Consider the following 23,746-nt stretch of genomic DNA (forward strand, 5'->3'; position numbering starts at 1 on the left):
TCTTTCGCCGCCCGGCCGGATTGAGTAGGATCGGCCTCCCGCTCATTTGCAGCAGCCACTGCGGTGCTCCGTCCAGGCGTTAACTCGCGACACGGGCATACAGGTCTCTGCCCGAATGCCGGCCCTGCCCCACCGCCGGCCATCTGTCCTGTTACTGATGGAACACACTCATGACGATTCGCCCTCGCGTCGCTGCGGACGACGCCCTGCTGACCGCGCTCTGGGAGCGTTCGGTACGCGCCACCCATGACTTCATTGCTGAAGACGACATCCAGCGCCTGTACCCGCTGGTCCGCGACAGCTACCTGCCGGCCCTTGAGACCTGGGTCTTCGAAAACCCCGACGCCAGCCCCGCAGGCTTTATCGCCACCAGCGACAACACCGTGCAGATGCTGTTCATCGAACCGGCCCAACGCGGCCAGGGCATCGGTCGAACGCTTCTGGATCACGTTCGCCGTCCCGGCCTCAAGGTCGACGTCAATGAACAGAACCCACAGGCCCACGGTTTCTATCGTCACTACGGCTTCGTCGACTGCGGCCGCTCGGAAACCGATGGCGAAGGCCGGCCGTTTCCGATCATCCATATGCAGCTGCAAGCTCGTTGAGCGGCTGCCCTTTCTTCAAGGTAACCCTGTTATGTCCCTGAAAAACCTGTTCACCACCACCGCCCTGCTCGCCTCGCTGCTGGGGGCCTCCTCGGTATTCGCCCACGCCCATCTGAAAAGCTCGAACCCGGCGGCCGACAGCAGCGTGGTTGCGCCCAACGAACTGCGCCTGATGTTCAGCGAAGGCGTGGAAGCGGCCTTCACTCAAGTGACGATCAGCAAGGACGGTGCGCCCCTCGAAGTGAAAAGCCTGGCCACCGAAGGCGCGGACAAGAAGACCCTGATCGTCACCCCGGCCGCCACGCCGCTGCGTGCCGGCAAGTACCAGGTGCAATGGCACGCGGTGTCGGTGGACACCCACAAGAGCGAAGGCAGCTACAGCTTCAAGGTGAGCCCGTAAGCCGTGGCGTCATGGCTGGTGCTGTGCCGCTTAGTGCACTTTGCGGTGGTGCTGATCCTGGTGGGTGCCTGGGTGTTTCGCCCGCTGTTGCTGGGCCGTGATTCAGCACAGAACGGCCATGGCGCCGTGCATCGACAGCTCGATCGGCTCAGCCGCTGGCTGACGCTGATCGGCCTTTGCAGCGGCCTGTGCTGGCTGTTGCTGATCACCGCCAGCATGGCCGGCTCCTGGTCGGCGGCGCTGGACCCGACGACCGTGCAATTGGTGCTGGGCAAGACCTTCTTCGGTCAGGTCTGGACCTGGCATCTGCTGCTCAATTTGTTGTTGCTGGGGTTGCTGCTGAGCCCGCTGGGCCGGCGCCTGCCGCTGCAACTGGGGCTCGGCGCCCTGCTCCTGGCCACCCTGGCTCCGGTGGGTCACGGCGCTATGCTCGATGGGCTGCGGGGGCAGATGCTGATTCTCAATCAGATCGTGCATTTAAGCTGTGTCGCCATCTGGTTGGGGGGCTTGCTGGTGTTGTTGCTGGTGTTGCGGCAACCCGCGGGGCTGTCTGTCGAGCCCTTGTTGAAGCGCTTCAGCGGCGTGGGTTATGGCCTGGTCAGCGGCTTGCTGCTAACCGGCCTGATCAATGTGCGGGTGCTCACCGGACAGTGGTGGCCGACGCCATTGTTCAGCGGCTTTGCCCTGATCCTGCTGATCAAGGTGCTGCTGGTGGCCGGCATGCTCGGGCTGGCGCTGTTCAACCGCTTGAGGACTCAAGGTTGCGACCAGCGCCTGGGGACCTTGCGCAGCAGCGTGCTGGTGGAGTGGTTGCTGGGCGTGGCGGCGGTGGCCGCCGTCTCGTTACTGGGCACCTTGCCGCCGATGCAGGCGACATGACCTCCCGCGCACCGCGCCCCCTGTAGCCGCTGCCGCAGGCTGCGAAAAGGTCCGCAGGACCTTCAGCGATCTCAAGGCCTCCCCCTCCTGGTCTGGAGCATTGCGGTGGAGCGCCATCCTTGGCGCCTGCTGCGCAGCCGGTCGCAGCCTGCGGCAGCGGCTACAGAGGATCCGCGGCAAGAGGGGTCAAGGCGTGACGGAGGTGTCGATGCTGACCACCACCGATAACCCCGGCCGCAACCGCTCCAACTCCGGCTGATCCGGGTCGACGCTGATGCGCACCGGGACGCGCTGGGCAATCTTGACGAAGTTGCCGGTGGCGTTGTCGGCCTGCAGCAAGGCGAATTCGGAACCGGTGGCCGGGGAAATCCGCTGCACCTTGCCGGTGAATCTGCGGTGGTTCAGGGCGTCCACGGTGAAGCTCACCGGCTGCCCGACCCGGACGTTGTCCATCTGGGTTTCCTTCATGTTGGCAATCACCCACAACTGGTTCGGCACCAGGGCCATCAGTTGCGCGCCGGAGTTGACGTAGGCCCCCAGGCGCACGCCGATCTGCCCCAGCTGGCCATCCCGCGGGGCGAGGATGCGGGTGTTGGACAGGTCGATGCGCGCCAGTTCCACCGCGGCCTCGGCGCTGGCCACCGCCGCTTCCAGGGAGCCGCGGTTGACGACCACGCTCTGCAGGTCCTGGCGGGCGATGTCCAGTTGCGCCTGGGCCTGGGCCACCGCGGCCTGGGTCTGGGCATGGGCGGCGCGGGTCACGTCCAGCTCACGCTGGGACACCGAACCGTCGGCGATCAGCGCCTGGTTGCGTTGCAGGTCGGCCGTGCTCTTGCGCGCCTGGGCCTGGCTGTCGACCAGGGCGGCCTGGCGCAGCTTGATCGTGGCTTCGGCGCTGTTGCGCTGCTGCAGGGCGTTGGCCAGGGCGGCCTTCTGCACCGCCAGTTGCGCCAGGGACTGGTCCAGGCGCTGGCGGTAGATGCGGTCGTCGAGACGCACCAGCAGGTCGCCGGCCTTGACCTGCTGGAAGTCCTGCACCGGCACTTCGAACACATAACCGCCGAGCTGCGGGCCGATGATGGTCACCTGCCCCCGCACCAGGGCGTTCTCGGTGCTTTCGATGGCGCTGGAGAACGGCGGCAGCTGCCAGGCGTAGAGCACGATCAGCACGCCGACGATGGCAATGGCGGCAAAGCCCAGGGACGAGAGGACGCGCACCGCCAGCGGGCGCGGCTCGGTGGTGGGCATGCTCGGCGGGCCGCCGGACTCCGGAGTCGAGGCGATGGCGTTGGTGGTGGGGTTGACGGTTTCGCTCATGAACTTGGGGCACCACTTTGTTGAACGGGAGCCGTGGGCGCGACCGCTCGGGTCGTGCTCATCAGCCACAGGCTGCGGATGAAGATCCAGAGCATGGTCAGCACGGCAATCACCGCGATCAGCATGAATACATCGTTATAGGCCAGCACGTTGGCCTCGCGGGTAGCGGCGCTGGCCAGGCTGCGAATGCCTTGCAGGGTGCTCAGGTCCGGGTCGGCGATGACCTTGCCGTAGGCCACGCCGCCGCTCTGCACCCGGGCCAGGACCTGGGGATCGAGCAGGGTCAACTGCTCGACGATATGGCTGGAATGGTACTTCTCGCGCACGATCTGGAAGGTCCCGAGCAAGGCCGAGCCGATCAGCCCGCCGAGGTTCTGGCAGATGCCGAACAGCACCGAGAAACTCACCAGGTTGCGCGGATTGGTCAGCACGTTGCGGGTGCCCAGGACCATGGTCGGGCCGAGAAAGAAGGTGCCGCCGAAGGCCAGCAGGAACTGGCTCAGGTACATGTTGGCCGGGCGCGTGAGGTTGCTGGAGAAGCTGTCCATCACCGAGCCCACGGCCATCAGCGCCAGGGAAATCACCAGCGGCATCAGCAGGTGCGCCGGGTTGATGGTCAGGGCGCTGGTGGCCAGCCCGGCGACGCTGCCCAGCAGCATCACCCCGTAGAGCAGGCGCATCTGCTCGCTGCTCATGTTCAGCGCCTGGAGAAACCCCACGGCGCCGGTGGACTGCTCGGACAGCACCATGCGAATCAGGATCACCGCCAGCCCCAGGCGGATCATCGCCCCGCTGCCCAGCCAGCGGGTCATCAGCATCGGGTTGCTGCGGTTATGTTCGATGCACAGCCCGGCCAGGATCAGCACGATGGAGCCGGCACTGGCGTAGCCGATCCAGGGTGCCTCCAGCCACCAGTCGATGCGCCCCAGCGATAGCACCGCGCACAGCAGGGCAACGCCTGTGGCGAGCAAGGCAAAGGTCAGGAAGTCGAGTTTCTCAAAGGTGCGAAAACGGTCCCCCGGCGGCAGCTTGAGCAGGAACACGCAGCCCAGGGAGGTCAGCGCCAGGCCCAGTTCGAACAGGTACAGGCCGCGCCATTCGGCGATTTGCAGCAGGTCCTCGGAAAACAGCCGGGCCAGGGGCAAGGCCAGCTGCGAAGTGCCGAGCCCCAGCACCAGGGCCTTGAGCCGCCATTTCGCCGGAAAGGCCTGGACCATGTAGTACAGGCCCAGGGAACTGAGCGCCGCGCCGACCATGCCGTGGGCCGCGCGCACGGCGATGGCCGAACTCAGGTCGTTGACGAACAGGTGGCCGAAGGTCACCAGGGCGTAGAGCACCAGGAACACTTCGGTGAAGGCACGCAGGCCGAACTGCTGGCGAAACTTCACCAGCAGCAGGTTCATCGACACGTTGGTCATCACGTAGGCGGCCGGCAGCCAGGCCATTTCCGCGGTGGTCGCCCCCAGCGCCCCTTGCAGGTACGGCAGGTTGGCGATCACCAGCGAGTTGCCCAGGCCGCCGGTAATCGCCACCAGCAAACCCACCAGGGCGTAGGCCAGGCGCTTGTGGCGGGGGTGCAGCGGTGTCGAGGGCGAGCCGGGCAGGCTGGGCTTTTCGTGGGGCTGCCAGTTGCGCGGGGCGTAGTGATCCATGCCGTGACCTTGTGCTGTGCCGAGCGCTGTTGCAGCGCCGGACGATGTTCCCGGTGGTCCGGCAGTGTGCCGGAAAATCCCGCGATCCAGGCAGCAGCGCTGCCCGCCGGATGAATTTTATTTTATGGCGCTGGCGCCGGTGGTCTTTTTTCGCAATCCTGCACTCGCCGGCGCCGCTCCAACCTGGCGCCGCCTGCCCTCGCCCACCGGAGCCCGCATGCCGCTGAACCTTCTCAACATGCCGCTGAACTTTCTCAAGATGCACGCCAATGGCGACGACTTCGTGCTGATCGATGCCCGTGGCCGCGACAACCCGATCAGCGCCGAACGGGCCCGGGCCCTGGGGGATCGTCAGCGCGGCATCGGTTTCAATCAGTTGGTGGTGCTGGGCGATTGCCAGGAGAGCGCGGCGCAACTGACCTTCTTCAATGCCGATGGTTCCAGCCTGGCTACCTGCGGCAGCGCGACTCGCGGCGCCGCCGACCTGCTGATGGAGGAAAGCGGGGCCACCTCGGTACAGGTGAAAACCGCCCGCGGCCTGCAACACTGCCTGCGCCTTGAGGATCAGTCGGTGTCCGTGGAGATGGGCCTGCCCTCATTCGACTGGCAGGCCATCCCCCTGGCTCAGGAGCTGGACAGCCTGCACCTGCCGCTGCCGGGAACGCCGGCGGCGTGCAGCATGGGCAACCCCCATTGCAGTTTTTTCGTCGAGGATCTGCAACCGTTGGACCTGGCCACGCTGGGTCCAAGGATCGAGAACGATCCGCTGTTCCCACACAAGACCAATGTGCACTTCATCCAGGTGATCGACCGGCACACCATCCGCTTGCGCATCTGGGAGCGCAACGGTGCCATTCCCCTGGGCTCCGGCTCCTGCTCCTGCGCCGCGGCGGTCAATGGCATCCGCCGTGGCTTGCTGGACAGCCCGGTGCGGGTACTGTGCGACGGTGGGCCGGTGACGGTGAGCTGGGACGGCCAGGGCAAGGTGCGCCTGGCCGGCAGTGTGACCCGGGTGTTCAGCGGGTCACTGTGAAGGGCTCTACATCCAGCCCAGCCATTTCCACCAGGTCAGGGCGAACACCAGCATCAGCAGGTAGCCGATCAGCGTCACCAGCAGCCCGACCTTGGCGAACTGCCGGGCATTGAAGGTCTCGGTACCCAGGCAGACCATGTTCTGCGGCGCGTTGATCGGCAGGATGAAGCCGTAGCTGACGACAAAGCCCAGGAGCATGGTCATGCCCAGGCGGCTGAACTCGCCCGGCAGGGTCTGCAGCACGGCGATCAGAATCGGCAGCAGCGCCGAAGTCAGTGCCGTGGCACTGGCGAACCCCAGGTGAATGAGGATCAGGAACGCCGCGAGAATCGCGAACACCGCCAACGGCCCGACCTGGTCCAGCCCGGTATGGGCCACCACCTGCCCGCCCAGCCATTGCCCGGCCTGGGTACTGAGCAACGCCGACCCCAGGCTGATGCCGACCCCGAAGACAATCACCGTGCCCCAGGGAATGCGCGACTGCACGTCCTTCCAGGTCATGATGCCGACTCGCGGCAACAGCAGGATCACCAGCCCGGCGTAGGTGGTGGTCGTGGTGTCGAAGGGGTGCAGCTTGCCTTCGGTGGACCAGGCCAGGAGCAGCAGCAGGGACACCGCCAGCAGGCGCTTCTGCGGCCCGGTCATGGGCCCGATGTCCACCAGGGACTGGGCCACCGCTTCCTTGCCGCCGGGGATGCTGTCGGTTTCCGGCGGCAGCAGTTTGAGCACCAGCCACAGCAGCACCAGGGACATGATCAGCGCCCAGGGCGCGCCGGCGATCAGCCAGTCGAGCCAGGCCACGCGCTGGCCGAGCATCTTGTCCATGAAGCCCACGGTCAGCAGGTTCTGCGCCGCGGCGGTCTGGATCCCGACGTTCCAGATGCTGGTGCCCTGGGCCACGACGATCATCAGCCCGGCGGCGATATTGGAGCGCTTGTCGACGCCGAAGGCGGCAATCACCCCCATCATGATCGGCACCACACAGGCACTGCGCGCCGTGGCGCTGGGCACCAGCAGGCTGAGGAGGATGGTCACGGCGATGGCGCCGAGGAGGATGCGTCGGGTGCTGGTGCCGACCCGGGTCAGGGTCACCAGGGCGATGCGCCGGTCGAGGCCGGTGTGGGTCATGGCGGCGGCGATGAACAAGGCACCGGCCACCAGGGCCAGGGCCGAATTGGAAAACCCGGTGAGGGCCAGGCTGATGGCCGCCGAGCTGCCATAGAGCTGGGTCGGGTCCTGCAGGGTCGGGGCGGTGCCGATCAGGAAGGCCATCAGCGCGGTGATCATGATGGCGCTGGCCTCGTAGGACACCGCTTCGCTGATCCACACCACCACGGCAAATGCCAGGATCGCCAGCATCCGCTGGCCGGCCACCGGCAGGTCGGCGGGCAACGGCAACAGCAGCACGGCGACCAGCGCCAGTACGCCGATCAACAGCCCGACGGGCAAGCGCGCCCGAGCCTCGGAGGTTTGACTGACAGGGGAGTTCATGTGCGGGGTATTCCTTCTCCGGTTGGGCCTGTGCAGCATGCCGGTTTCTGCGGCAAACGGCCTTGATAGAGGTCAAGTCGGGCGGCCCGCAAGCCCTCTAGACTGCCGCAAAGACGCCTGCACAAGCACCTCGCCCGCACTGATCGAATGCCTGAGAAATCCAAAAAAAAGAAGCACTCTTTTACATTTCTACAGATTTTTCACTTCAATGAGATCAGATTGGCATCAGGGCGACAGGGAGTCGAAGTATCAGTCGTATCACTCCAAAAAAGCAGGTGCCTTATGGTGACAAGAAACATGAAACTGACCTTGCGAGCGCTGCTCAGCTTCGGCTCGATCTGCGTTTTACTGGTAGGCCTGGGAGGGTTGTCCCTGTGGAAGATGGGACAGATCCATGATGCCGCGATCGACCTGCAAACCAACTGGCTGCCCAGCGTGCGACAAGCCACGCTGATCGAATCCAGCACCCTGCGCCTGCGTCTGGAAACGCTGCATTTCATCACCGAGAACAACGGCGAGAAAACCGCTTCGCGGGCACGTCTCGATGCCCTCAAGGACAACCTGAACCAGGCCATCAAGGACTATGCCGTGCTGGTTTCCAGCCCTCAGGAACAAGACATCTACGAGCGCGTGCGCAGCGGCGCCCAGGCCTATCTGGACAAGTTCGCGGTGCTGATGGAGAGCAGCAAGACCAGCACTTCGGAGGAAGCGGTCAACTATGCCAACCAGGTCACGGTGCCCCTGGCCAACACCCTGCAGACCAGCATCGATGAGCTGATCAAGCTCAACGAACGTGGCGCCGCCCAATCAGGCACCGACGCCGGAGCCCAGTTCAGCACCGGGCTGACCGTGACCAGCGTGATCATTGTCCTGGCCATCGTGCTCACCGCCCTGATCGCCCTGCTCTTCACCCGCAGCATCATCCTGCCGGTGCAGACCCTGCTGGCGACCACGCGGAAAATCGCCGAGGGCGATCTGCGCACCCAGGTGGAAGTCAGCGGCCAGGACGAACTCACCGAGCTGCAGACCGCCACCCGCGCCATGCTCGACAGCCTGAAGTCGACCATCCGCCACATTGCCGATTCCTCCACCCAACTGGCCTCGGCCGCCGAGGAAATGAGCGCCATCACCCGCGAGTCCAACGCCGGCATCCAGCAACAGAGCATGGAAACCGAACAGGCCGCCACGGCAGTCAACGAAATGACCGCCGCCGTCGAGGAAGTGGCGCGCAACGCGGTGTCCGCTTCGCAATCGACCCAGGAATCCGAGCGCTCCGCCGGGCTGGGCAAGGAGCGGGTCGAGCAGACCATCCACTCCATCGAGAAGCTCACCGGTACCGTGGAAAACACTCGGGTGGAAATGGCCGGCCTGGCGCAACAGGCCCAGGACATCACCAAGGTCCTGGACGTGATCCGCGCCATTGCCGAGCAGACCAACCTGCTGGCCCTGAACGCCGCCATCGAGGCCGCCCGGGCCGGCGAGCAAGGCCGCGGCTTTGCCGTGGTGGCCGATGAAGTGCGCGCCCTGGCCCACCGCACCCAGCTTTCGACCCAGGAAATCGAGCAGATGATCCAGGGCATCCAGAGCGGTTCGAACAAAGCCATGCTGTCCATGCAACAGAGCAGCGAGGACGCCAGCCAGACCCTGGCCATCGCCCATGAAGCCGGTTCGGCCATCGGCCACGTCACCCAGGCCATCAGCCACATCAACGAACGCAACCTGATGATCGCCACCGCCTCGGAGGAACAGGCCCAGGTGGCGCGCTCGGTGGATCAGAACCTGATGAGCATCCGCGACCTGTCGGTGCAGAGCTCGTCCGCCGCCAGCCAGACCTCCATCGCCAGCAGTGAACTGTCGAACCTGGCGATGGGTCTGAACAAGCTGGTGGCACGCTTCTCCCTGTGAGACGGGCCCAAGCCCGTATAGAAGTCAGGTAGAACAAGCGCTGGCGTGCTTCGCCGCTGATCGGTTCGGCAGGAACCTTTCAGCGGCGACCAGCCGGAGCCCTGAAATGGAGTGCTGGTCATGCTGAAACAAATCTCCATCCACCAGCTGCAAATGGGCATGTACATCCATCAATTCTGTGGTTCCTGGCTGGACCACTCGTTCTGGAAAGCCGGCTTCGTCCTCGACAGCCGTGACGACCTGCAACGCCTGCAACGCTCCAACCTGAGCAGCCTGTGGATCGACACCGCCAAGGGTCGCGACCTGCCCGAAGCCAGTTCGACGCCAGCGCCAGGCGCCCCGCCACTGCCACCGCTACAACCGGCCAGCACGAGCACACCCCGGGTCAGCATGGACGAGGAAGTCCAACGCGCGATCAAGCTCTGCGCCGAATCGCGCAAGGCGGTGATGGCGATGTTCCAGGAAGTGCGCATGGGCCAGGCCCTGGAGATGCAGCAAGCCGAGGAACTGGTGGTGCAGTTGGGCGAGTCGCTGCTGCGCCATCCCGATGCGCTGATCAGCCTGGCGCGCCTGAAGAGCGCCGATGACTACACCTACATGCATTCAGTGGCGGTGTGCGCGCTGATGCTGGCCACCGCCCGCCAGCTGGGCCTGTCGGAGGACTACATCCGCCTGGCGGGGATTGCCGGGCTGCTGCATGACGTGGGCAAGCTGACCATCCCCGACAGCATCCTCAACAAGCCGCAAAAACTCTCGGACAGCGAATTCGAACAGGTCAAGCTGCACCCCGAAGCCGGTGGCGCGATCCTGCGGCAAAGTCCTGACGTGGATGCGCTGGTGCTCGATGTGTGCCTGCATCACCACGAGAAAGCCGACGGTTCCGGCTATCCGCACCGGCTGGCGGGCAACCAGATCAGCCTGTTCGCGCAGATGGGCGCGGTGTGCGATGTGTACGACGCGGTGACCTCCAATCGCCCCTACAACCGAGGCTGGGACCCGGCCGAGGCGATCCAGCGCATGTCCACCTGGAAAGGCCACTTCGACCAGCGGGTGTTCCAGGCCTTCGTCAAGAGCGTGGGCATCTATCCGGTGGGCGCCCTGGTGCGCCTGGAAAGCGGACGCCTGGCGGTGGTGATCGAACAGAACCCCAAGTCGTTGCTCACGCCCAAGGTCCGGGTGTTCTTCTCCACCCGCTCCAACCTGCCCCTGGAGCAGAGCGTGGTCGACCTGGCCAAGGTCCAGGGCCAGGAGCGCATCCTGGCCCGCGAAGCCCCGCAAGACTGGGAGTTCAAGAACCTGGAGCGGCTCTGGAACCCGCTCCCGGCCTGAACCTCAGGTACCCAGGGTCAGGCCGTTGGCCGGCAGCGGCAGCGCGGTCTTGTAGCGCACCTGCTTGAGGGCGAAGCTGGAGCGGATGTTGGCCACCCCGGGCACCTTGGTCAGAAAGTCCATCATGAAGCGTTCCAGGGACTGGATGGTCGGCACCAGCACCCGGATCAGGTAATCCGGGTCGCCGGCCATCAGGTAGCACTCCATGACTTCCGGACGATCGGCAATGGCCTCTTCGAAGTGCTGCAAGGCCTCCTCCACCTGCTTCTCCAGGCTGACGTGAATGAACACGTTGACGTGCAGCCCCAAGAGGTCGGCATCCAGCAGGGTCACCTGCTCGCGGATCAGTCCCAACTCCTCCATGGCCTTGACCCGGTTGAAGCACGGCGTGGGCGAAAGATTCACCGAACGGGCCAGGTCGGCGTTGGTGATGCGGGCATTCTCCTGAAGACTGTTGAGAATGCCGATGTCGGTACGGTCCAGTTTACGCATGAGATAAAACAACCTTTTTTTTATGTTTATGCAGATTTTTTATCTGCAAATGATCTCAAGCGCAATGAAACAGAGATAAATATTCTCCTTCGCCCGGCCTATGATGTTTGTAGGACAAGATTTCTTTTACCCAGAGAATGACTGTCAGCTAGCGCGCCCAATTACAAGAAATCCACAAGATCGAGCGTAGAAAGCCATGACCACCGCGTATGAACCGCTACGCCTGCACGTTCCCGAACCCTCGGGCCGTCCCGGCTGCAAGACCGACTTCACCTACCTGCGTCTGAACGATGCCGGCCTGGCCCGCAAACCCCCTATCGATATCGAACCTGCCGAATGCGCCGACCTGGCCCGCGGCCTGATTCGCGTGCTCGACGACCAGGGCAACGCCCTGGGCGACTGGGCCGCGGACATGCCGCTGGAGATCCTGCGCAAGGGCATGCGCGCCATGCTCAAGACGCGGATCTTCGACAACCGCATGGTGGTCGCCCAACGGCAGAAGAAGATGTCCTTCTACATGCAGAGCCTGGGCGAGGAAGCCATTGGCAGCGCCCAGGCCCTGGCCCTGAACATCGACGACATGTGCTTCCCCACCTACCGCCAGCAGAGCATCCTGATGGCCCGGGAAGTGCCGCTGGTGGAGATGATCTGCCAACTGCTGTCCAACGAGCGCGATCCGCTCAAGGGGCGCCAGCTGCCGATCATGTACTCGGTGAAGGAATCCGGCTTTTTCACCATCTCCGGCAACCTGGCGACCCAGTTTGTGCAGGGCGTGGGCTGGGGCATGGCCTCGGCGATCAAGGGCGATACCAAGATCGCCTCGGCCTGGATCGGCGACGGCGCCACCGCCGAGTCGGACTTCCACACCGCCCTGACCTTCGCCCACGTGTACCGCGCGCCGGTGATCCTCAACGTGGTCAACAACCAGTGGGCCATCTCCACCTTCCAGGCGATTGCCGGCGGTGAAGCCACCACCTTCGCCGGACGCGGCGTGGGCTGCGGCATCGCCTCCCTGCGGGTCGACGGCAACGACTTCCTCGCGGTCTACGCCGCCTCGCGCTGGGCCGCCGAACGCGCCCGCCGCAACCTCGGGCCGACCCTGATCGAGTGGGTCACCTACCGCGCCGGCCCGCACTCCACCTCCGACGACCCGTCGAAATACCGTCCGGCCGACGACTGGAGCCACTTCCCCCTGGGCGACCCGATTGCCCGCCTCAAGCAGCACCTGATCAAGATCGGCCAGTGGTCCGAAGAGGAACACGCCGCGGTCAGCGCCGAGCTCGAAGCCCAGGTGATTGCCGCGCAGAAGGAAGCCGAGCAGTACGGCACCCTGGCCGGCGGCCAGATCCCCAGCGCCGCGACCATGTTCGAGGACGTCTACAAGGACATGCCCGAGCACCTGAAACGTCAACGCCAGGAACTGGGGGTCTGACATGAACGATCACAACAACAATATCCAGCTGGAAACCGCCATGACCACCACCACCATGACCATGATCCAGGCCCTGCGCTCGGCCATGGATGTGATGCTCGAGCGTGACGACAACGTGGTGGTGTTCGGCCAGGACGTCGGCTACTTCGGCGGCGTGTTCCGCTGCACCGAGGGCCTGCAGGCCAAGTACGGCACCTCGCGGGTGTTCGACGCGCCGATCTCGGAAAGCGGCATCGTCGGCGCGGCCATCGGCATGGGCGCCTACGGCCTGCGTCCGGTGGCGGAAATCCAGTTCGCCGACTACGTCTACCCCGCCTCGGACCAGATCATTTCCGAAGCCGCGCGCCTGCGCTATCGCTCCGCCGGCCAGTTCACCGCGCCGATGACCCTGCGTATGCCTTGCGGCGGCGGCATCTATGGCGGCCAGACCCACAGCCAGAGCATCGAGGCGATGTTCACCCAGGTCTGCGGCCTGCGCACCGTGATGCCCTCCAACCCCTACGACGCCAAGGGCCTGCTGATCGCCTCCATCGAAAACGATGACCCGGTGATCTTTCTCGAACCCAAGCGCCTGTACAACGGCCCGTTCGATGGCCACCACGACCGCCCGGTAACGCCGTGGTCGAAACACCCGGCGGCCCAGGTGCCGGACGGCTACTACAAGGTACCTCTGGACGTGGCGGCCATCGCCCGTCCGGGCAAGGACGTCACCGTCCTCACCTACGGCACCACCGTCTATGTGTCGCAAGTGGCGGCCGAGGAAACCGGCATTGACGCCGAGGTCATCGACCTGCGCAGCCTGTGGCCCCTGGACCTGGACACCATCGTCAAGTCGGTGAAGAAGACCGGCCGTTGCGTGGTGGTGCACGAAGCCACCCGTACCTGCGGCTTCGGCGCCGAGCTGGTGTCGCTGGTGCAGGAACACTGCTTCCACCACCTGGAAGCCCCGATCGAGCGCGTCACCGGTTGGGATACGCCGTATCCCCACGCGCAGGAGTGGGCATATTTCCCAGGGCCGTCCCGAGTGGGCGCGGCGCTGCAACGGGTCATGGAGGTCTGAATGGGCACGCACGTTATCAAGATGCCGGACATCGGCGAAGGCATCGCGGAAGTGGAACTGGCGCAATGGCACGTAAAAGTCGGCGACCAGGTGGTGGAAGACCAGGTCCTGGCGGACGTGATGACCGACAAGGCGATGGTCGATATCCCCTCCCCGGTGCACGGCACGGTCATTTCCCTGGGGGGCGAACCCGGTGAAGTGATGGCGGTGGGCAGCATCCTCATCAGCATCGAAGTCGAAGGCGCGGGCAACCTCAAGGAATCCGCCCAGGCCGCCGCGCCGGTGCAACAAGCGCCGGCCGCTATTAATAAGCCAGCTGCCGCGCCAGTGGCCGAAGCCCCCAAGGCGGAACAAGCCGTCGTCAGCCAAACAGCCGCCTGCCGCCCTGCGCCCCAGGCGCCGGTGGCGCGCCAGGCCGACGAACGCCCCCTGGCCTCGCCAGCGGTGCGCAAGCACGCCCTGGACCTGGGCATCCAGCTGCGCCTGGTCCAAGGCAGCGGCCCGGCCGGGCGCATCCTGCACGAAGACCTGGAGGCCTACCTGGCCCAGGACAGCCAGCCGCTCAAGGGCTATTCGGCCCCGGGCGCCGGCTATGCCGAACGCCACGACGAAGAGCAGATCCAGGTGATTGGCATGCGCCGCAAGATCGCCCAGCGCATGCAGGAATCCAAGCACCGCGCCGCGCACTTCAGCTATGTCGAGGAAGTGGACGTCACCGCCCTGGAAGAGCTGCGCATCCACCTCAATGAAAAACACGGCGCCAGCCGCGGCAAGCTGACCCTGCTGCCGTTCCTGGTGCGGGCCATGGTCGTCGCCCTGCGCGACTTCCCGCAGATCAACGCGCGCTACGACGACGAAGCCCAGGTCATCACCCGCCACGGCGCGGTGCATGTCGGGGTCGCCACCCAGAGCGACGTCGGCCTGATGGTGCCGGTGGTACGTCACGCCGAAGCCCGCAGCCTGTGGGGCAACGCCGAGGAAATCTCGCGCCTGGCCAAGGCGGCCCGCAGCGGCAAGGCGGCCCGGGATGAACTGTCCGGCTCCACCATCACCCTCACCAGCCTCGGCGCCCTGGGCGGGATTGTCAGCACCCCGGTGCTGAACCTGCCGGAAGTGGCGATTGTCGGGGTCAACCGCATCGTCGAGCGGCCGATGGTGATCAAGGGCCAGATCGTGATCCGCAAGATGATGAACCTTTCCAGCTCCTTCGATCACCGGGTGGTCGACGGCATGGACGCTGCGCAATTCATCCAGGCCATTCGCGGCCTGCTCGAACAACCCGCCACGCTGTTTGTGGACTGACTTTCAGAGGAGCAGGCATGCAACAGACTCTCAACACCCAACTGCTGATCATCGGCGGCGGGCCTGGCGGTTACGTGGCGGCGATCCGTGCCGGCCAGCTGGGCATTTCCACCATCCTGGTGGAAGGCCAGGCCCTGGGCGGCACCTGCCTGAACATCGGCTGCATCCCGTCCAAGGCGCTGATTCATGTGGCCGAGCAGTTCCACCAGACCCGCCACCACAGCCAGGGCTCGGCCCTGGGCATCGAAGTGGCGGCGCCAACCCTGAACATCGGCAAGAGTGTGGAATGGAAGGACGGCATCGTCGACCGCCTGACCACCGGGGTCGCCGCGCTGCTGAAGAAAAACAAGGTCCAGGTGATTCACGGCTGGGCCAGGGTCATCGACGGCAAGACCGTGGAGATCGAAGGCGCCGAGACTCGCATCCACTGCGAGCACCTGTTGCTGGCCACCGGTTCGAAGAGCGTCAACCTGCCGATGCTGCCCATCGGCGGGCCGATCATCTCCTCCACCGAGGCCCTGGCGCCCAAGACCCTGCCCAAGCGCCTGACCGTGGTCGGCGGCGGCTACATCGGCCTGGAACTGGGCATTGCCTACCGCAAGCTCGGGGTCGAGGTCAGCGTGGTCGAGGCCCAGGAACGCATCCTGCCGGCCTATGACGCCGAACTGACCCAGCCGGTGCTGGAATCGGTGAAGCACTTGGGCATCAAGCTCTACCTCAAGCACAGCGTGCTGGGCTTCGATGCCGCCAGCAGCAGCCTGCAGGTGCGCGAGCCCAACGGCGACACCCTGAACCTGGCCACCGACCAGGTGCTGGTGGCGGTGGGTCGCAAACCCAACACCCAGGGCTGGAACCTGGAAAGCCTGAACCTGGACATGAACGGCGCGGCGATCAAGATCGACCACCGCTGCCAGACCAGCATGCGCAACGTCTGGGCCATCGGTGACCTCAGCGGCGAACCCATGCTCGCGCACCGGGCCATGGCCCAGGGCGAGATGGTCGCCGAGCTGATCGCCGGCAAGCACCGCGAGTTCAACCCGGCGGCGATCCCGGCGGTGTGCTTCACCGACCCGGAACTGGTGGTGGTGGGCAAGACCCCGGACGAGGCCCGCGCTGCCGGGCTGGATTGCATCGTCAGCAGCTTCCCGTTCGCGGCCAATGGCCGGGCCATGACCCTGGAAGCCAAAAGCGGTTTCGTGCGGGTGGTGGCCCGAAGTGACAATCACCTGATTGTCGGCTGGCAGGCGGTGGGGGTCGGGGTGTCCGAATTGTCCACGGCGTTTGGCCAATCCCTGGAAATGGGCGCGCGCCTGGAAGACATCGGCGGCACCATCCACGCCCACCCGACCCTGGGTGAAGCGGTCCAGGAAGCGGCGCTGCGGGCCTTGGGCCACGCCCTGCACCTGTAACCATTCAAGGGGCACACAGGACAGCGCCCAGGTAGGAGCGAGCTTGCTCGCGAAAGAGCTGGCGGGGATAGCCAAGCGTTCGCGCCGGGACCTTCGCGAGCAAGCTCGCTCCTACAGGGGGTATGGGGCTGTTATGGAGGAAGCTTCATGAGCAGGCCAAGTTTTTTGCGCACCCTCCCATCGTCCGGGATGCGGTGCGCCCCCGGAATGCAGTATTGTTGTGCCCATCCAAAAAAACGTCAGAAGCCTTGAGCCGTTCCGACGGTTGTTAAGCGATAGAGGGTGTCATGGGTAACGAAAGCATCAATTGGGACAAGCTGGGTTTTGACTACATCAAGACAGACAAGCGCTATCTGTCGCACTGGCGTAACGGCGAGTGGGACGCGGGCACCCTGACCGAAGACAACGTGCTGCACATCAGCGAGGGCTCCACCGCCCTGCACTACGGTCAGCAATGCTTCGAAGGCCTCAAGGCCTACCGCTGCAAGGACGGCTCGATCAACCTATTCCGTCCCGACCAGAACGCCGCGCGCATGCAGCGCAGCTGCGCCCGCCTGCTGATGCCGCAGGTGTCCACCGAACAGTTCATCGAAGCCTGCAAGGCCGTGGTCAAGGCCAACGAGCGCTTCATTCCGCCGTACGGCACCGGCGGCGCGCTGTACCTGCGTCCGTTCGTGATCGGCGTCGGCGACAACATCGGCGTGCGCACCGCGCCGGAGTTCATCTTCTCGATCTTCGCCATCCCGGTCGGCGCCTACTTCAAGGGCGGCCTGACTCCGCACAACTTCCTGATCTCCAGCTACGACCGCGCGGCCCCACAAGGCACCGGCGCGGCCAAGGTCGGTGGCAACTACGCCGCCAGCCTGATGCCCGGCTCCCAGGCCAAGAAAGCCAGCTTCGCCGACTGCATCTACCTCGACCCGCTGACCCACAGCAAGATCGAGGAAGTCGGTTCGGCCAACTTCTTCGGCATCACTCACGATGACAAATTCGTCACCCCCAACTCGCCATCGGTGCTGCCGGGTATCACCCGCCTGTCGCTGATCGAGCTGGCCAAGACCCGCCTGGGCCTGGAAGTGGTCGAAGGCGACGTGTTCATCGACAAGCTCTCGGACTTCAAGGAAGCCGGCGCCTGCGGCACCGCCGCGGTGATCACGCCGATCGGCGGCATCCAGTACCAGGACAAGCTGCACGTGTTCTACAGCGAAAAAGACGTCGGCCCGATCACCCAGAAGCTCTACAAAGAGCTGACCGGCGTGCAGACCGGCGACGTTGAAGCGCCAGCGGGCTGGATCGTCAAGGTCTGATTCGCCCCCTGCTGCACCCCAGCCCGCCCCTGCTTGCCAGGGGCGGGCTTTTTCATGCCTGGAGACTGCAGGATGCCTGCCGAAGGCGGGGCTCCCCCCTCAGAGGCTGATACCGAACGACATCAGCACCTGTTGCGTTCCATCCACCACCAGCAGTGCAGCCCGGGACGCCATCAAGGTGTAGAGAAAACTCGTGATCAGCACACAGAGTTCGAACCAGACGAAGATCGGCCAGTTGCTTGCTCGCAGCGGTCGGCCCTGCATGAGCCACTCCATTCGATTGCGTGGCAGGTGATAAACAAGTTCGAAAATTTTCAGCTCGCGAAACTGCTTGATCACCGCGTGTATCACCCCCATCGCAGTGACTATCGCGATACACCAGAACACAAAGAGCGCCACCCCTTTGTTCCCGTGCCCGCCAAGACTGACTGCCTGTTGAAAAAAGGCGAGGCCGACCCCCGATACCACAGGCCCAACTACCCAGGCGTAAATCACCAACCCCAGGCTGGCCATGGCCACACCACTGGCAAAGACACTGATGCGAACCACCCAGGCCAGGAACCCTGGGGAAAACTTCGAATAGGCCCTCTGGGTCTCGATCACCAGCAAGGGGATCAGCATGGTCAGCACTCCAACCGCGATGTCCACGACCTTGAACCCGGTCTTGGGCAGCAGCAGCGCCGCCAGGAAGGTCACGCCGCGGCTGCCCACCCGCCACATCATCTTGGCGTCGTCAGTCACTGCCTTCGACCAGAACTCCTCGGTAATGCCCTTGCCGTCATCCACGCCGTCATCCATTGACTGCCTGCCTCATTGTTCAAAGCCGCGCATTGTCAGGGAAGGCCCTGGCGTCTGCCCAGCGCTATCACTGCGCACCTGAGCGATCCGCTTGCCTGGCCGCGCTGCCACCTGGCTGGCCTGGCCGTCGCGCTGCTTGCCGTGGCGCGCTTCGCTGATCAGCGCCGGAATCAGCGGTCCCTCCGGCAGGTGCTTCCAGAACCGGGTTGGCAAATGCCCCTGCATGACCTTGGGGTTGAGCCGCGCCGGGTTGAAGATGTGGCTGTAATAGGCCAGCCACAGCTCGCTGCCGGGGTCGTCGCCGGCCTGGGCCAGTTGCTGCCAGCCACGGGGGCACTGGCGCTGGTGGTGCAGTTGCTCGCCATCGAAGTACACCCCGTCCCGGGGCGTGGCAATCATCCAGCGGTGGCGCCCCATGCGCCCGATGAAGTGCCGGCTGGCCTGGGCCAGGATGTCGTGGGCCGGCTCGTGCCAGGCCACGTATTCGGGTTGCTCGGCCAGGCGCGAGCGCCCCTCGGGCAGCCGGACAAATCGCACGAAGGCATGCAGGTGATGGGCCTCGCGGTCCACCTGCTTGATCCGCCGCTGCAACTCGCTGCCCAGTTGATCGCCGCTGAGCATGGCCGTGCGGTCGCCATGGCTGACCCGCCACAGCACCTCGTAGAGCAGGCTCCAGCGCTGCTCGCCGCGATAGCAGGCGGCTCGCTGCAACAGCTCCAGCAGGGCCTGGGGAATGCGCGCGCGAAAGGGCCCGGGCTGTTCGGGGCAGCTCTCGTCGCTGGCGAACAGGTCGGCCTCCCGGGTCCCGGCCCAGCTGACCCGGCTCGGGTCGATGGAGTGGCTGAGCAGCCAGCGTGCCTGCTGGCGCCAGGTGTCGAACAGGTCGTCACAATCCAGGCTGATCATCCCCAGAGCCCCATCTGCTGCGGTTGCGGCCGATCCCGCAGTTGCTGATAGAGCAGCGCGCTGCTGGTTTCCGCCTGCTGCGGGTGATAGTCGCTGGTGATGAAGAACGGCTTGGCCTTGCTCAGCACGCAGCGCATGCGCGCCAGGTCCTCGAAGCGGATGCGCCGCTCGCGGCGCAGTTCCACCAGGCGCTGGGTGGTGCGCAGGCCGATCCCCGGAATACGCGAGATCAGCGCCGGTTCGGCGCGGTTCAGGTCCAGGGGAAACAGGCTGCGGTTGTCCAGGGCCCAGGCCAGCTTGGGGTCGATATCCAGGGCCAGGTGCCCCGGTCCCTTGAAGAGTTCGTTGGCGCTGAAGCCATAGCCGCGCAGCAGGAAGTCGGCCTGGTACAGGCGGTGCTCGCGCATCAGCGGCGGCGCGGCCAGGGGCACGCTTTTCGGGCTGTCGGGAATCGGGCTGAACGCCGAGTAATAGACCCGGCGCAGGCGGAAGTTGCCGTACAGCGACTCGGCGCTGTGGAGGATGGTGCTGTCATCGGTGTCGTCGGCACCGACGATCATCTGGGTGCTCTGCCCCGCTGGGGCGAAACGCGGCGCCCGGGGTTCGTTGAGCACGGTCTGCTCGCCGGTATAGATGGTGCCCATGGCCTGCTTGATCGAGCCCAGGTGTTTTTCCGGGGCCAGGGCCTTGAGGCCCTGGTCGGTGGGCAATTCGACATTGACACTGAGGCGGTCGGCATAGCGCCCGGCTTGCTCGATCAGCAGCGGGTCGGCGTCGGGGATGGTCTTGAGGTGGATATAGCCGCGAAACTCGTGCTCCTCGCGCAGCAGCCGGGCCACCCGCACCAGTTGCTCCATGGTGTAGTCCGCCGAGCGGATGATGCCGGAGCTGAGGAACAGCCCGCTGACGCAATTGCGCCGGTAGAAATCCAGGGTCAGGCGCACCACTTCCTCGGGGCTGAAGCGTGCCCGGGGCACATCGCTGGAGCGGCGGTTGACGCAGTACTGGCAGTCATACAGGCAGAAGTTGGTCAGCAGCACCTTGAGCAGCGAGACGCAACGCCCGTCCGGCGTGTAGCTGTGGCAGATGCCCATGCCATTGCTCGAGCCCAACCCGCTTCGGCCTTCCGAGCTGCGCTTGGGCGCGCCGCTGCTGGCGCAGGAAGCGTCGTACTTGGCGGCGTCGGCGAGGATGCTCAGCTTGTCGATCAATTGCATGGCAAGGCCCTGATACTGTTTTTATATACAGTACAGAGTACAACCCCGGGCCCACAAGGGACTTGGCAGGTAGACGTCGAAAAAAATCTCGGCACAGCCCGCCGGCCACCAGCAACCAGGGCAGAAAGCCCCTAAGATACGCCCCCGCTTCCCCCTCCCTTTGGAAAGGACCCCGTCCATGCACCGTTTCTATCGTTTCTGCCTGCTTGGCGCCGTATGGCTGTCGACCTTCGCGGCCAGCGCCGCGCCAGGGGACCCGGCCCTGGTCGAGGGGATTTCCGCCAAGGTCCAGGCCCGGCAAGACTGGCAAGCCCAGGCCAGGCAATGCCCCAGCGACAACATGCCGGCCAGGACCGCGACACGGGCCACGCAGGCCAACCGCTGCGAAACCCCGGAGCAGCTGGGCGCCTGCCTGCAGCGCTGCGAAGCCGGCGACGGCAACGATTGCTACTGGCTGGCCACCACCCTGCAACAGGCCAAAGGCCCCGCCGCAGGCTATGAACCGCTGTACCAGCGCGCCTGCAGCCTGGGGCTGGTTTCCGGGTGCACCAACCGCGCCGCCGGCATGCTCACCGCCGACGCCGACAACCAGGCCACCCGACACTGTGCGGTGCAGACCTTCAACAAGGCCTGTGAGCTGAATGATCCCTGGGCCTGCACCATGTACGGCTTCCACCTGAGCCGGGGCATTGGCGTAGCGCCCGACGCCGATCTGGCGCTGAAGGTGCTGGATAAATCCTGCAAGTACGGCCCCGCCGACCCGGCCTGCAGCGGCGCTCGCCAGTTGCAGGAAGAAATCCGCGAGGCCATTCGCGCGGCGCGGCCCTGACAGCGTTCGGGGGATGCTTTCACCGGCCGGCTGCTGCGCAACGCGTGCCGGCGAACCCTCCCTCAAAAGTACTTCAGCCACCCCAGGTCGCGACGCCGTGCCTTGAGCCGGGCAAAGGCCCGCACCGGCGGGTAGAGCAGCACCGCCAGCAGCGGCGTGATCAGCCACAGCCAGCCCAGCGAGTCGAAGCCGAAGTAGGCCCCCTGGTTGCGCCCCAGCAGCGCCACGGCCAGCAGGTACAGGCCCTTGAGCACATACAGGTGCAGCAGGTAGAAGAACATCGGCGCGCCGCCAAACACCCCGAGCACCGCGACCCAGCGGCGTGCCTGGCAGCGCTCCAGGGCGCGCAGCACCAGCAGCCCCACACCCAGGGTCAGGGCGATGAACAGCAGCGACGGTGGGTACTTGGTGATGTTGAAAAAGCTCATCAGCGTTTGCAGGCCGCTGTCGCCACTGACCCAGGGCCGCTCGCCATAACCGTTGAGCAGGCGCAGCAGGACAAACCCCGCCAGCGCCGCCAGCCCGCCCAGCAGCAACCGCCGCTGACGCCGCGCGCTATCGGCCTCGGCGGCAAACCACGGCCCCAGCCCATAGCCCAGGCCAATCACGCCGATCCACGGCAACAGCGGATAGGAGGTGCGCACGCGCAAGGCATCGCCGAACTCGATCCAGCCCCGGTCGTGCAGGATCGCCCAAGGCACGTGCAGCGCCTCCCCCGCGGCGAAATGCACGCCATCGAGCAGGTTGTGCCCGCCGATCAGCAACAGGCTCAGTACCAGCAGCACCGCGCGCGGCAACCACAGCAGCGCCGACAGCGCCAGCATGCTCAGGCCGATGACCCAGATCACCTGCAGGTAGATCACGCTCGGCGGCACCTGCCCGGTCCAGGCGAAGTTCACCAGGGTCAGTTCCAGCAGCACCAGGAACAAGCCGCGCTTGAACAGGAAGGCACTGGCCTCGGCCCGATTGCCGTGCTTGTGGGCGAACAGGCTGGCCGAGAGCCCGGTCAGCAGCACGAAGACCGGCGCACACAGGTGCGCCAGGGTGCGGCTGAAAAACAGCCCGGGCTCGGTGGTGGCCACGTCCATGGGATCGCTGACCTGCCGGTGCAGGAAGAAGGTTTCGCGGACGTGGTCCAGGAGCATGAACAGCATCACCAGGCCGCGCAGCGCGTCGATGCTCAACAAGCGCGCGCCGAGGCGCACGGGAGGATGGGCTGAAGAAGTCATAGGGAGGGATCGCAGCGTCAGGTTCAGAGAGAGGGCGTCAGCTTGGCTAAGCGGGACAATCGGCCGTTACTTTATAACATCAAGGATTGATCCGAAACCTTGTCCACAACCGCTGCTGCGGGCACGACACGCTCAAGACCGCGGGCGAGCCAACGCCAGCCGCGGCCAGTGGGCCTAGCCTCAGGCGCGTGGCCCGCTCCCGGGCAGGCTCGCCGGCGCGGCAGCGACCTGGGTGTTGCGCTTGAGCCGCTGGCGCAGCCACTCGTAGCCGCTGACCGTGACGATGCCCGCCAGCACCAGCAGCGCGCCAACGATGAAGTTGGCCTCCAGGGGTTCATGCAGCAGCCAGACGCCGAAGCCGATGCCGAACAGCGGGGTCATGAACGACAGCACCCCGAGCCGCGAGGCCTGGTAGCGACGCAACAGGGTGAACCAGATCAGGAAGCTGGCAAACGACACCACCAGCACCTGGAACCCCAGGCTGGCGATCACCAGCGGGGTGAAACGGATACTGGTCTGGCCGAACAGCAACGCCGCCAGGCCGAGCCAGACAAAAGCCCCCAGCAGCTGATATTGCAGGGTCCGGGTGGTGGGGCTGGAGGCCAGCCGCGAACAGCGCACCACCACCGTGGTGGCGCCCCAGGCAACCCCGCCGAGCACCCCGAGAAAATCCCCCAGCAGCACATTGCTGCCGCCGCCGTGGCCGGCCGGGGATGGACCGCTGAAGGCCACGACGATGCCGCCAAAGGCCACGCCAATACCCAGCCATTGCGCGGGCTTGAGGCGCTCGGAAGGCATCAGCCAGTGCAGCCCGAGGGCGGCGAAGATCGGCGCGGTGTAGAGGAAGATCGCCATGTGCGAGGCCGTGGTGTGACGCAGGCCCTCGCCCACCAGAAGAAACTCCAGGGCAAACAGCCCGCCCACCAGCAGGCCCGGGCGCCAGTGACCATCGCCCAGCCCCAGGCGTTCGCCGCGCCAGCGCATCAGCAGGCCCACCAGCAACGCGGCGCCGCCGGAGCGCAGGGCGATCTGCAGGATCGGCGCGATGTCCGCGGCGGTGGCCTTGAGCGCCACCTGCTGCAGGCCCCAGATCGCGCACAGGCCGAGCATCAGGCCAGCGGCGGTGGCGTCCAGGGGTTGGCGAGTGGCCATGG

At 65.4% G+C, this 23,746-nt stretch carries 21 protein-coding genes; 12 read left to right on the forward strand and 9 right to left on the reverse strand.

Going from position 1 to position 23,746, the window contains the following annotated elements; all coding sequences use genetic code 11:
- Positions 1 to 170: 170 nt before the first annotated feature.
- Genes ACMGG8_RS21885 through copD form a run of 3 tightly spaced genes read left to right on the forward strand, consistent with a single transcriptional unit; the run spans position 171 to position 1,884 of the window.
- The gene (locus ACMGG8_RS21885; protein WP_129405554.1) at positions 171 to 605 is read left to right on the forward strand and encodes a GNAT family N-acetyltransferase; all 435 of its coding nucleotides are present in this window, start codon (positions 171 to 173) and stop codon (positions 603 to 605) included.
- A gap of 31 nt (positions 606 to 636) precedes the next feature.
- Positions 637 to 1,005: a copper homeostasis periplasmic binding protein CopC gene (gene copC, locus ACMGG8_RS21890; RefSeq protein ID WP_414158399.1), complete on the forward strand. Its 369-nt coding sequence runs from the start codon at positions 637 to 639 to the stop codon at positions 1,003 to 1,005.
- Between the two features lie 3 nt (positions 1,006 to 1,008).
- On the forward strand, positions 1,009 to 1,884 hold the full coding sequence (copD, locus tag ACMGG8_RS21895) for a copper homeostasis membrane protein CopD (RefSeq protein ID WP_414158400.1): 876 nt from the start codon (positions 1,009 to 1,011) through the stop codon (positions 1,882 to 1,884).
- Positions 1,885 to 2,070: 186 nt separating this feature from the next.
- Here copD and ACMGG8_RS21900 read toward each other — a convergent pair whose 3' ends face one another.
- Positions 2,071 to 3,201, reverse strand: coding sequence for an HlyD family secretion protein (locus tag ACMGG8_RS21900; protein WP_414158401.1), 1,131 nt, complete (start codon positions 3,199 to 3,201; stop codon positions 2,071 to 2,073).
- Positions 3,198 to 4,853 (reverse strand): MFS transporter, encoded by a 1,656-nt coding sequence (locus ACMGG8_RS21905; protein WP_414158402.1) that lies wholly within the window; start codon positions 4,851 to 4,853, stop codon positions 3,198 to 3,200. Before ACMGG8_RS21905 ends, ACMGG8_RS21900 begins: the two co-directional genes overlap by 4 nt.
- Before the next feature lie 238 nt (positions 4,854 to 5,091).
- Between ACMGG8_RS21905 and dapF the strand changes: the two genes are divergently transcribed.
- On the forward strand, positions 5,092 to 5,886 hold the full coding sequence (gene dapF, locus ACMGG8_RS21910; RefSeq protein WP_414159966.1) for a diaminopimelate epimerase: 795 nt from the start codon (positions 5,092 to 5,094) through the stop codon (positions 5,884 to 5,886).
- 6 nt (positions 5,887 to 5,892) lie between these two features.
- On the opposite strand, the gene ACMGG8_RS21915 is transcribed toward dapF, so the two are convergent.
- Positions 5,893 to 7,377: a DASS family sodium-coupled anion symporter gene (locus ACMGG8_RS21915; protein WP_060843310.1), complete on the reverse strand. Its 1,485-nt coding sequence runs from the start codon at positions 7,375 to 7,377 to the stop codon at positions 5,893 to 5,895.
- 297 nt (positions 7,378 to 7,674) lie between these two features.
- On the opposite strand from ACMGG8_RS21915, the gene ACMGG8_RS21920 reads away from it, so the two are divergent.
- Both ACMGG8_RS21920 and ACMGG8_RS21925 read left to right on the forward strand, forming a co-directional pair.
- Entirely contained in the window at positions 7,675 to 9,282 is a 1,608-nt protein-coding gene (locus ACMGG8_RS21920) for a methyl-accepting chemotaxis protein (protein WP_414158403.1), read from the forward strand.
- Between the two features lie 120 nt (positions 9,283 to 9,402).
- Positions 9,403 to 10,611 (forward strand): HD-GYP domain-containing protein, encoded by a 1,209-nt coding sequence (locus tag ACMGG8_RS21925; protein ID WP_414158404.1) that lies wholly within the window; start codon positions 9,403 to 9,405, stop codon positions 10,609 to 10,611.
- A 3-nt stretch (positions 10,612 to 10,614) separates the two neighbouring features.
- On the opposite strand, the gene bkdR is transcribed toward ACMGG8_RS21925, so the two are convergent.
- A complete protein-coding gene (gene bkdR / locus ACMGG8_RS21930) occupies positions 10,615 to 11,103 on the reverse strand; it encodes a Bkd operon transcriptional regulator BkdR (protein WP_060838848.1) in 489 nt (162 codons plus the stop codon).
- A gap of 196 nt (positions 11,104 to 11,299) precedes the next feature.
- On the opposite strand from bkdR, the gene ACMGG8_RS21935 reads away from it, so the two are divergent.
- The 5 genes from ACMGG8_RS21935 to ACMGG8_RS21955 all read left to right on the forward strand — a co-directional run bounded on the left by ACMGG8_RS21935 (position 11,300) and on the right by ACMGG8_RS21955 (position 17,613).
- The gene (locus tag ACMGG8_RS21935) at positions 11,300 to 12,535 is read left to right on the forward strand and encodes a 3-methyl-2-oxobutanoate dehydrogenase (2-methylpropanoyl-transferring) subunit alpha (protein WP_060838847.1); all 1,236 of its coding nucleotides are present in this window, start codon (positions 11,300 to 11,302) and stop codon (positions 12,533 to 12,535) included.
- A gap of 1 nt (position 12,536) precedes the next feature.
- Positions 12,537 to 13,595: an alpha-ketoacid dehydrogenase subunit beta gene (locus tag ACMGG8_RS21940; RefSeq protein WP_047303847.1), complete on the forward strand. Its 1,059-nt coding sequence runs from the start codon at positions 12,537 to 12,539 to the stop codon at positions 13,593 to 13,595.
- Complete coding sequence (locus ACMGG8_RS21945; RefSeq protein WP_060843307.1) at positions 13,596 to 14,897, forward strand: dihydrolipoamide acetyltransferase family protein; 1,302 nt, start codon at positions 13,596 to 13,598, stop codon at positions 14,895 to 14,897.
- A gap of 17 nt (positions 14,898 to 14,914) precedes the next feature.
- Positions 14,915 to 16,306, forward strand: coding sequence for a dihydrolipoyl dehydrogenase (lpdA, locus tag ACMGG8_RS21950; RefSeq protein WP_060838845.1), 1,392 nt, complete (start codon positions 14,915 to 14,917; stop codon positions 16,304 to 16,306).
- 287 nt (positions 16,307 to 16,593) lie between these two features.
- Positions 16,594 to 17,613: a branched-chain amino acid aminotransferase gene (locus ACMGG8_RS21955; protein WP_015635266.1), complete on the forward strand. Its 1,020-nt coding sequence runs from the start codon at positions 16,594 to 16,596 to the stop codon at positions 17,611 to 17,613.
- Between the two features lie 99 nt (positions 17,614 to 17,712).
- Here ACMGG8_RS21955 and ACMGG8_RS21960 read toward each other — a convergent pair whose 3' ends face one another.
- The 3 genes from ACMGG8_RS21960 to ACMGG8_RS21970 are packed head-to-tail and all read right to left on the reverse strand — an operon-like array spanning position 17,713 to position 20,534.
- Positions 17,713 to 18,411, reverse strand: coding sequence for a hypothetical protein (locus tag ACMGG8_RS21960; RefSeq protein ID WP_414158405.1), 699 nt, complete (start codon positions 18,409 to 18,411; stop codon positions 17,713 to 17,715).
- 12 nt (positions 18,412 to 18,423) lie between these two features.
- Complete coding sequence (locus ACMGG8_RS21965) at positions 18,424 to 19,317, reverse strand: TIGR03915 family putative DNA repair protein (protein ID WP_414158406.1); 894 nt, start codon at positions 19,315 to 19,317, stop codon at positions 18,424 to 18,426.
- Positions 19,314 to 20,534: a putative DNA modification/repair radical SAM protein gene (locus ACMGG8_RS21970; RefSeq protein WP_060838842.1), complete on the reverse strand. Its 1,221-nt coding sequence runs from the start codon at positions 20,532 to 20,534 to the stop codon at positions 19,314 to 19,316. Before ACMGG8_RS21970 ends, ACMGG8_RS21965 begins: the two co-directional genes overlap by 4 nt.
- A gap of 178 nt (positions 20,535 to 20,712) precedes the next feature.
- Here ACMGG8_RS21970 and ACMGG8_RS21975 point away from each other — a divergent pair, with 178 nt between their 5' ends.
- Positions 20,713 to 21,363: a sel1 repeat family protein gene (locus ACMGG8_RS21975; protein ID WP_060843303.1), complete on the forward strand. Its 651-nt coding sequence runs from the start codon at positions 20,713 to 20,715 to the stop codon at positions 21,361 to 21,363.
- A gap of 62 nt (positions 21,364 to 21,425) precedes the next feature.
- Here the strand turns inward: ACMGG8_RS21975 and ACMGG8_RS21980 are convergent, their stop codons facing one another.
- The gene (locus ACMGG8_RS21980; protein ID WP_414158407.1) at positions 21,426 to 22,592 is read right to left on the reverse strand and encodes a DUF1624 domain-containing protein; all 1,167 of its coding nucleotides are present in this window, start codon (positions 22,590 to 22,592) and stop codon (positions 21,426 to 21,428) included.
- Between the two features lie 180 nt (positions 22,593 to 22,772).
- On the reverse strand, positions 22,773 to 23,744 hold the full coding sequence (locus tag ACMGG8_RS21985; protein WP_060838839.1) for a DMT family transporter: 972 nt from the start codon (positions 23,742 to 23,744) through the stop codon (positions 22,773 to 22,775).
- Positions 23,745 to 23,746: the final 2 nt, after the last annotated feature.

The organism is Pseudomonas sp. BNK-45, assembly GCF_047456255.1.
GTDB lineage: Bacteria > Pseudomonadota > Gammaproteobacteria > Pseudomonadales > Pseudomonadaceae > Aquipseudomonas.

Excerpts from the sequence above, each read along its gene's own strand:
- ACMGG8_RS21960 (WP_414158405.1), bottom strand. The coding sequence starts at position 18,411 with ATGGATGACGGCGTGGATGACGGCAAGGGCATTACCGAGGAGTTCTGG.
- ACMGG8_RS21900 (WP_414158401.1), bottom strand. The coding sequence starts at position 3,201 with ATGAGCGAAACCGTCAACCCCACCACCAACGCCATCGCCTCGACTCCG.
- dapF (WP_414159966.1), top strand. The coding sequence starts at position 5,092 with ATGCCGCTGAACTTTCTCAAGATGCACGCCAATGGCGACGACTTCGTG.
- ACMGG8_RS21945 (WP_060843307.1), top strand. The coding sequence starts at position 13,596 with ATGGGCACGCACGTTATCAAGATGCCGGACATCGGCGAAGGCATCGCG.
- ACMGG8_RS21965 (WP_414158406.1), bottom strand. The coding sequence starts at position 19,317 with ATGATCAGCCTGGATTGTGACGACCTGTTCGACACCTGGCGCCAGCAG.
- ACMGG8_RS21905 (WP_414158402.1), bottom strand. The coding sequence starts at position 4,853 with ATGGATCACTACGCCCCGCGCAACTGGCAGCCCCACGAAAAGCCCAGC.
- ACMGG8_RS21935 (WP_060838847.1), top strand. The coding sequence starts at position 11,300 with ATGACCACCGCGTATGAACCGCTACGCCTGCACGTTCCCGAACCCTCG.
- ACMGG8_RS21970 (WP_060838842.1), bottom strand. The coding sequence starts at position 20,534 with ATGCAATTGATCGACAAGCTGAGCATCCTCGCCGACGCCGCCAAGTAC.
- ACMGG8_RS21985 (WP_060838839.1), bottom strand. The coding sequence starts at position 23,744 with ATGGCCACTCGCCAACCCCTGGACGCCACCGCCGCTGGCCTGATGCTC.
- ACMGG8_RS21955 (WP_015635266.1), top strand. The coding sequence starts at position 16,594 with ATGGGTAACGAAAGCATCAATTGGGACAAGCTGGGTTTTGACTACATC.
- ACMGG8_RS21915 (WP_060843310.1), bottom strand. The coding sequence starts at position 7,377 with ATGAACTCCCCTGTCAGTCAAACCTCCGAGGCTCGGGCGCGCTTGCCC.
- ACMGG8_RS21940 (WP_047303847.1), top strand. The coding sequence starts at position 12,537 with ATGAACGATCACAACAACAATATCCAGCTGGAAACCGCCATGACCACC.
- bkdR (WP_060838848.1), bottom strand. The coding sequence starts at position 11,103 with ATGCGTAAACTGGACCGTACCGACATCGGCATTCTCAACAGTCTTCAG.
- ACMGG8_RS21925 (WP_414158404.1), top strand. The coding sequence starts at position 9,403 with ATGCTGAAACAAATCTCCATCCACCAGCTGCAAATGGGCATGTACATC.
- ACMGG8_RS21920 (WP_414158403.1), top strand. The coding sequence starts at position 7,675 with ATGAAACTGACCTTGCGAGCGCTGCTCAGCTTCGGCTCGATCTGCGTT.
- ACMGG8_RS21975 (WP_060843303.1), top strand. The coding sequence starts at position 20,713 with ATGCACCGTTTCTATCGTTTCTGCCTGCTTGGCGCCGTATGGCTGTCG.
- lpdA (WP_060838845.1), top strand. The coding sequence starts at position 14,915 with ATGCAACAGACTCTCAACACCCAACTGCTGATCATCGGCGGCGGGCCT.
- ACMGG8_RS21885 (WP_129405554.1), top strand. The coding sequence starts at position 171 with ATGACGATTCGCCCTCGCGTCGCTGCGGACGACGCCCTGCTGACCGCG.
- ACMGG8_RS21980 (WP_414158407.1), bottom strand. The coding sequence starts at position 22,592 with ATGACTTCTTCAGCCCATCCTCCCGTGCGCCTCGGCGCGCGCTTGTTG.
- copC (WP_414158399.1), top strand. The coding sequence starts at position 637 with ATGTCCCTGAAAAACCTGTTCACCACCACCGCCCTGCTCGCCTCGCTG.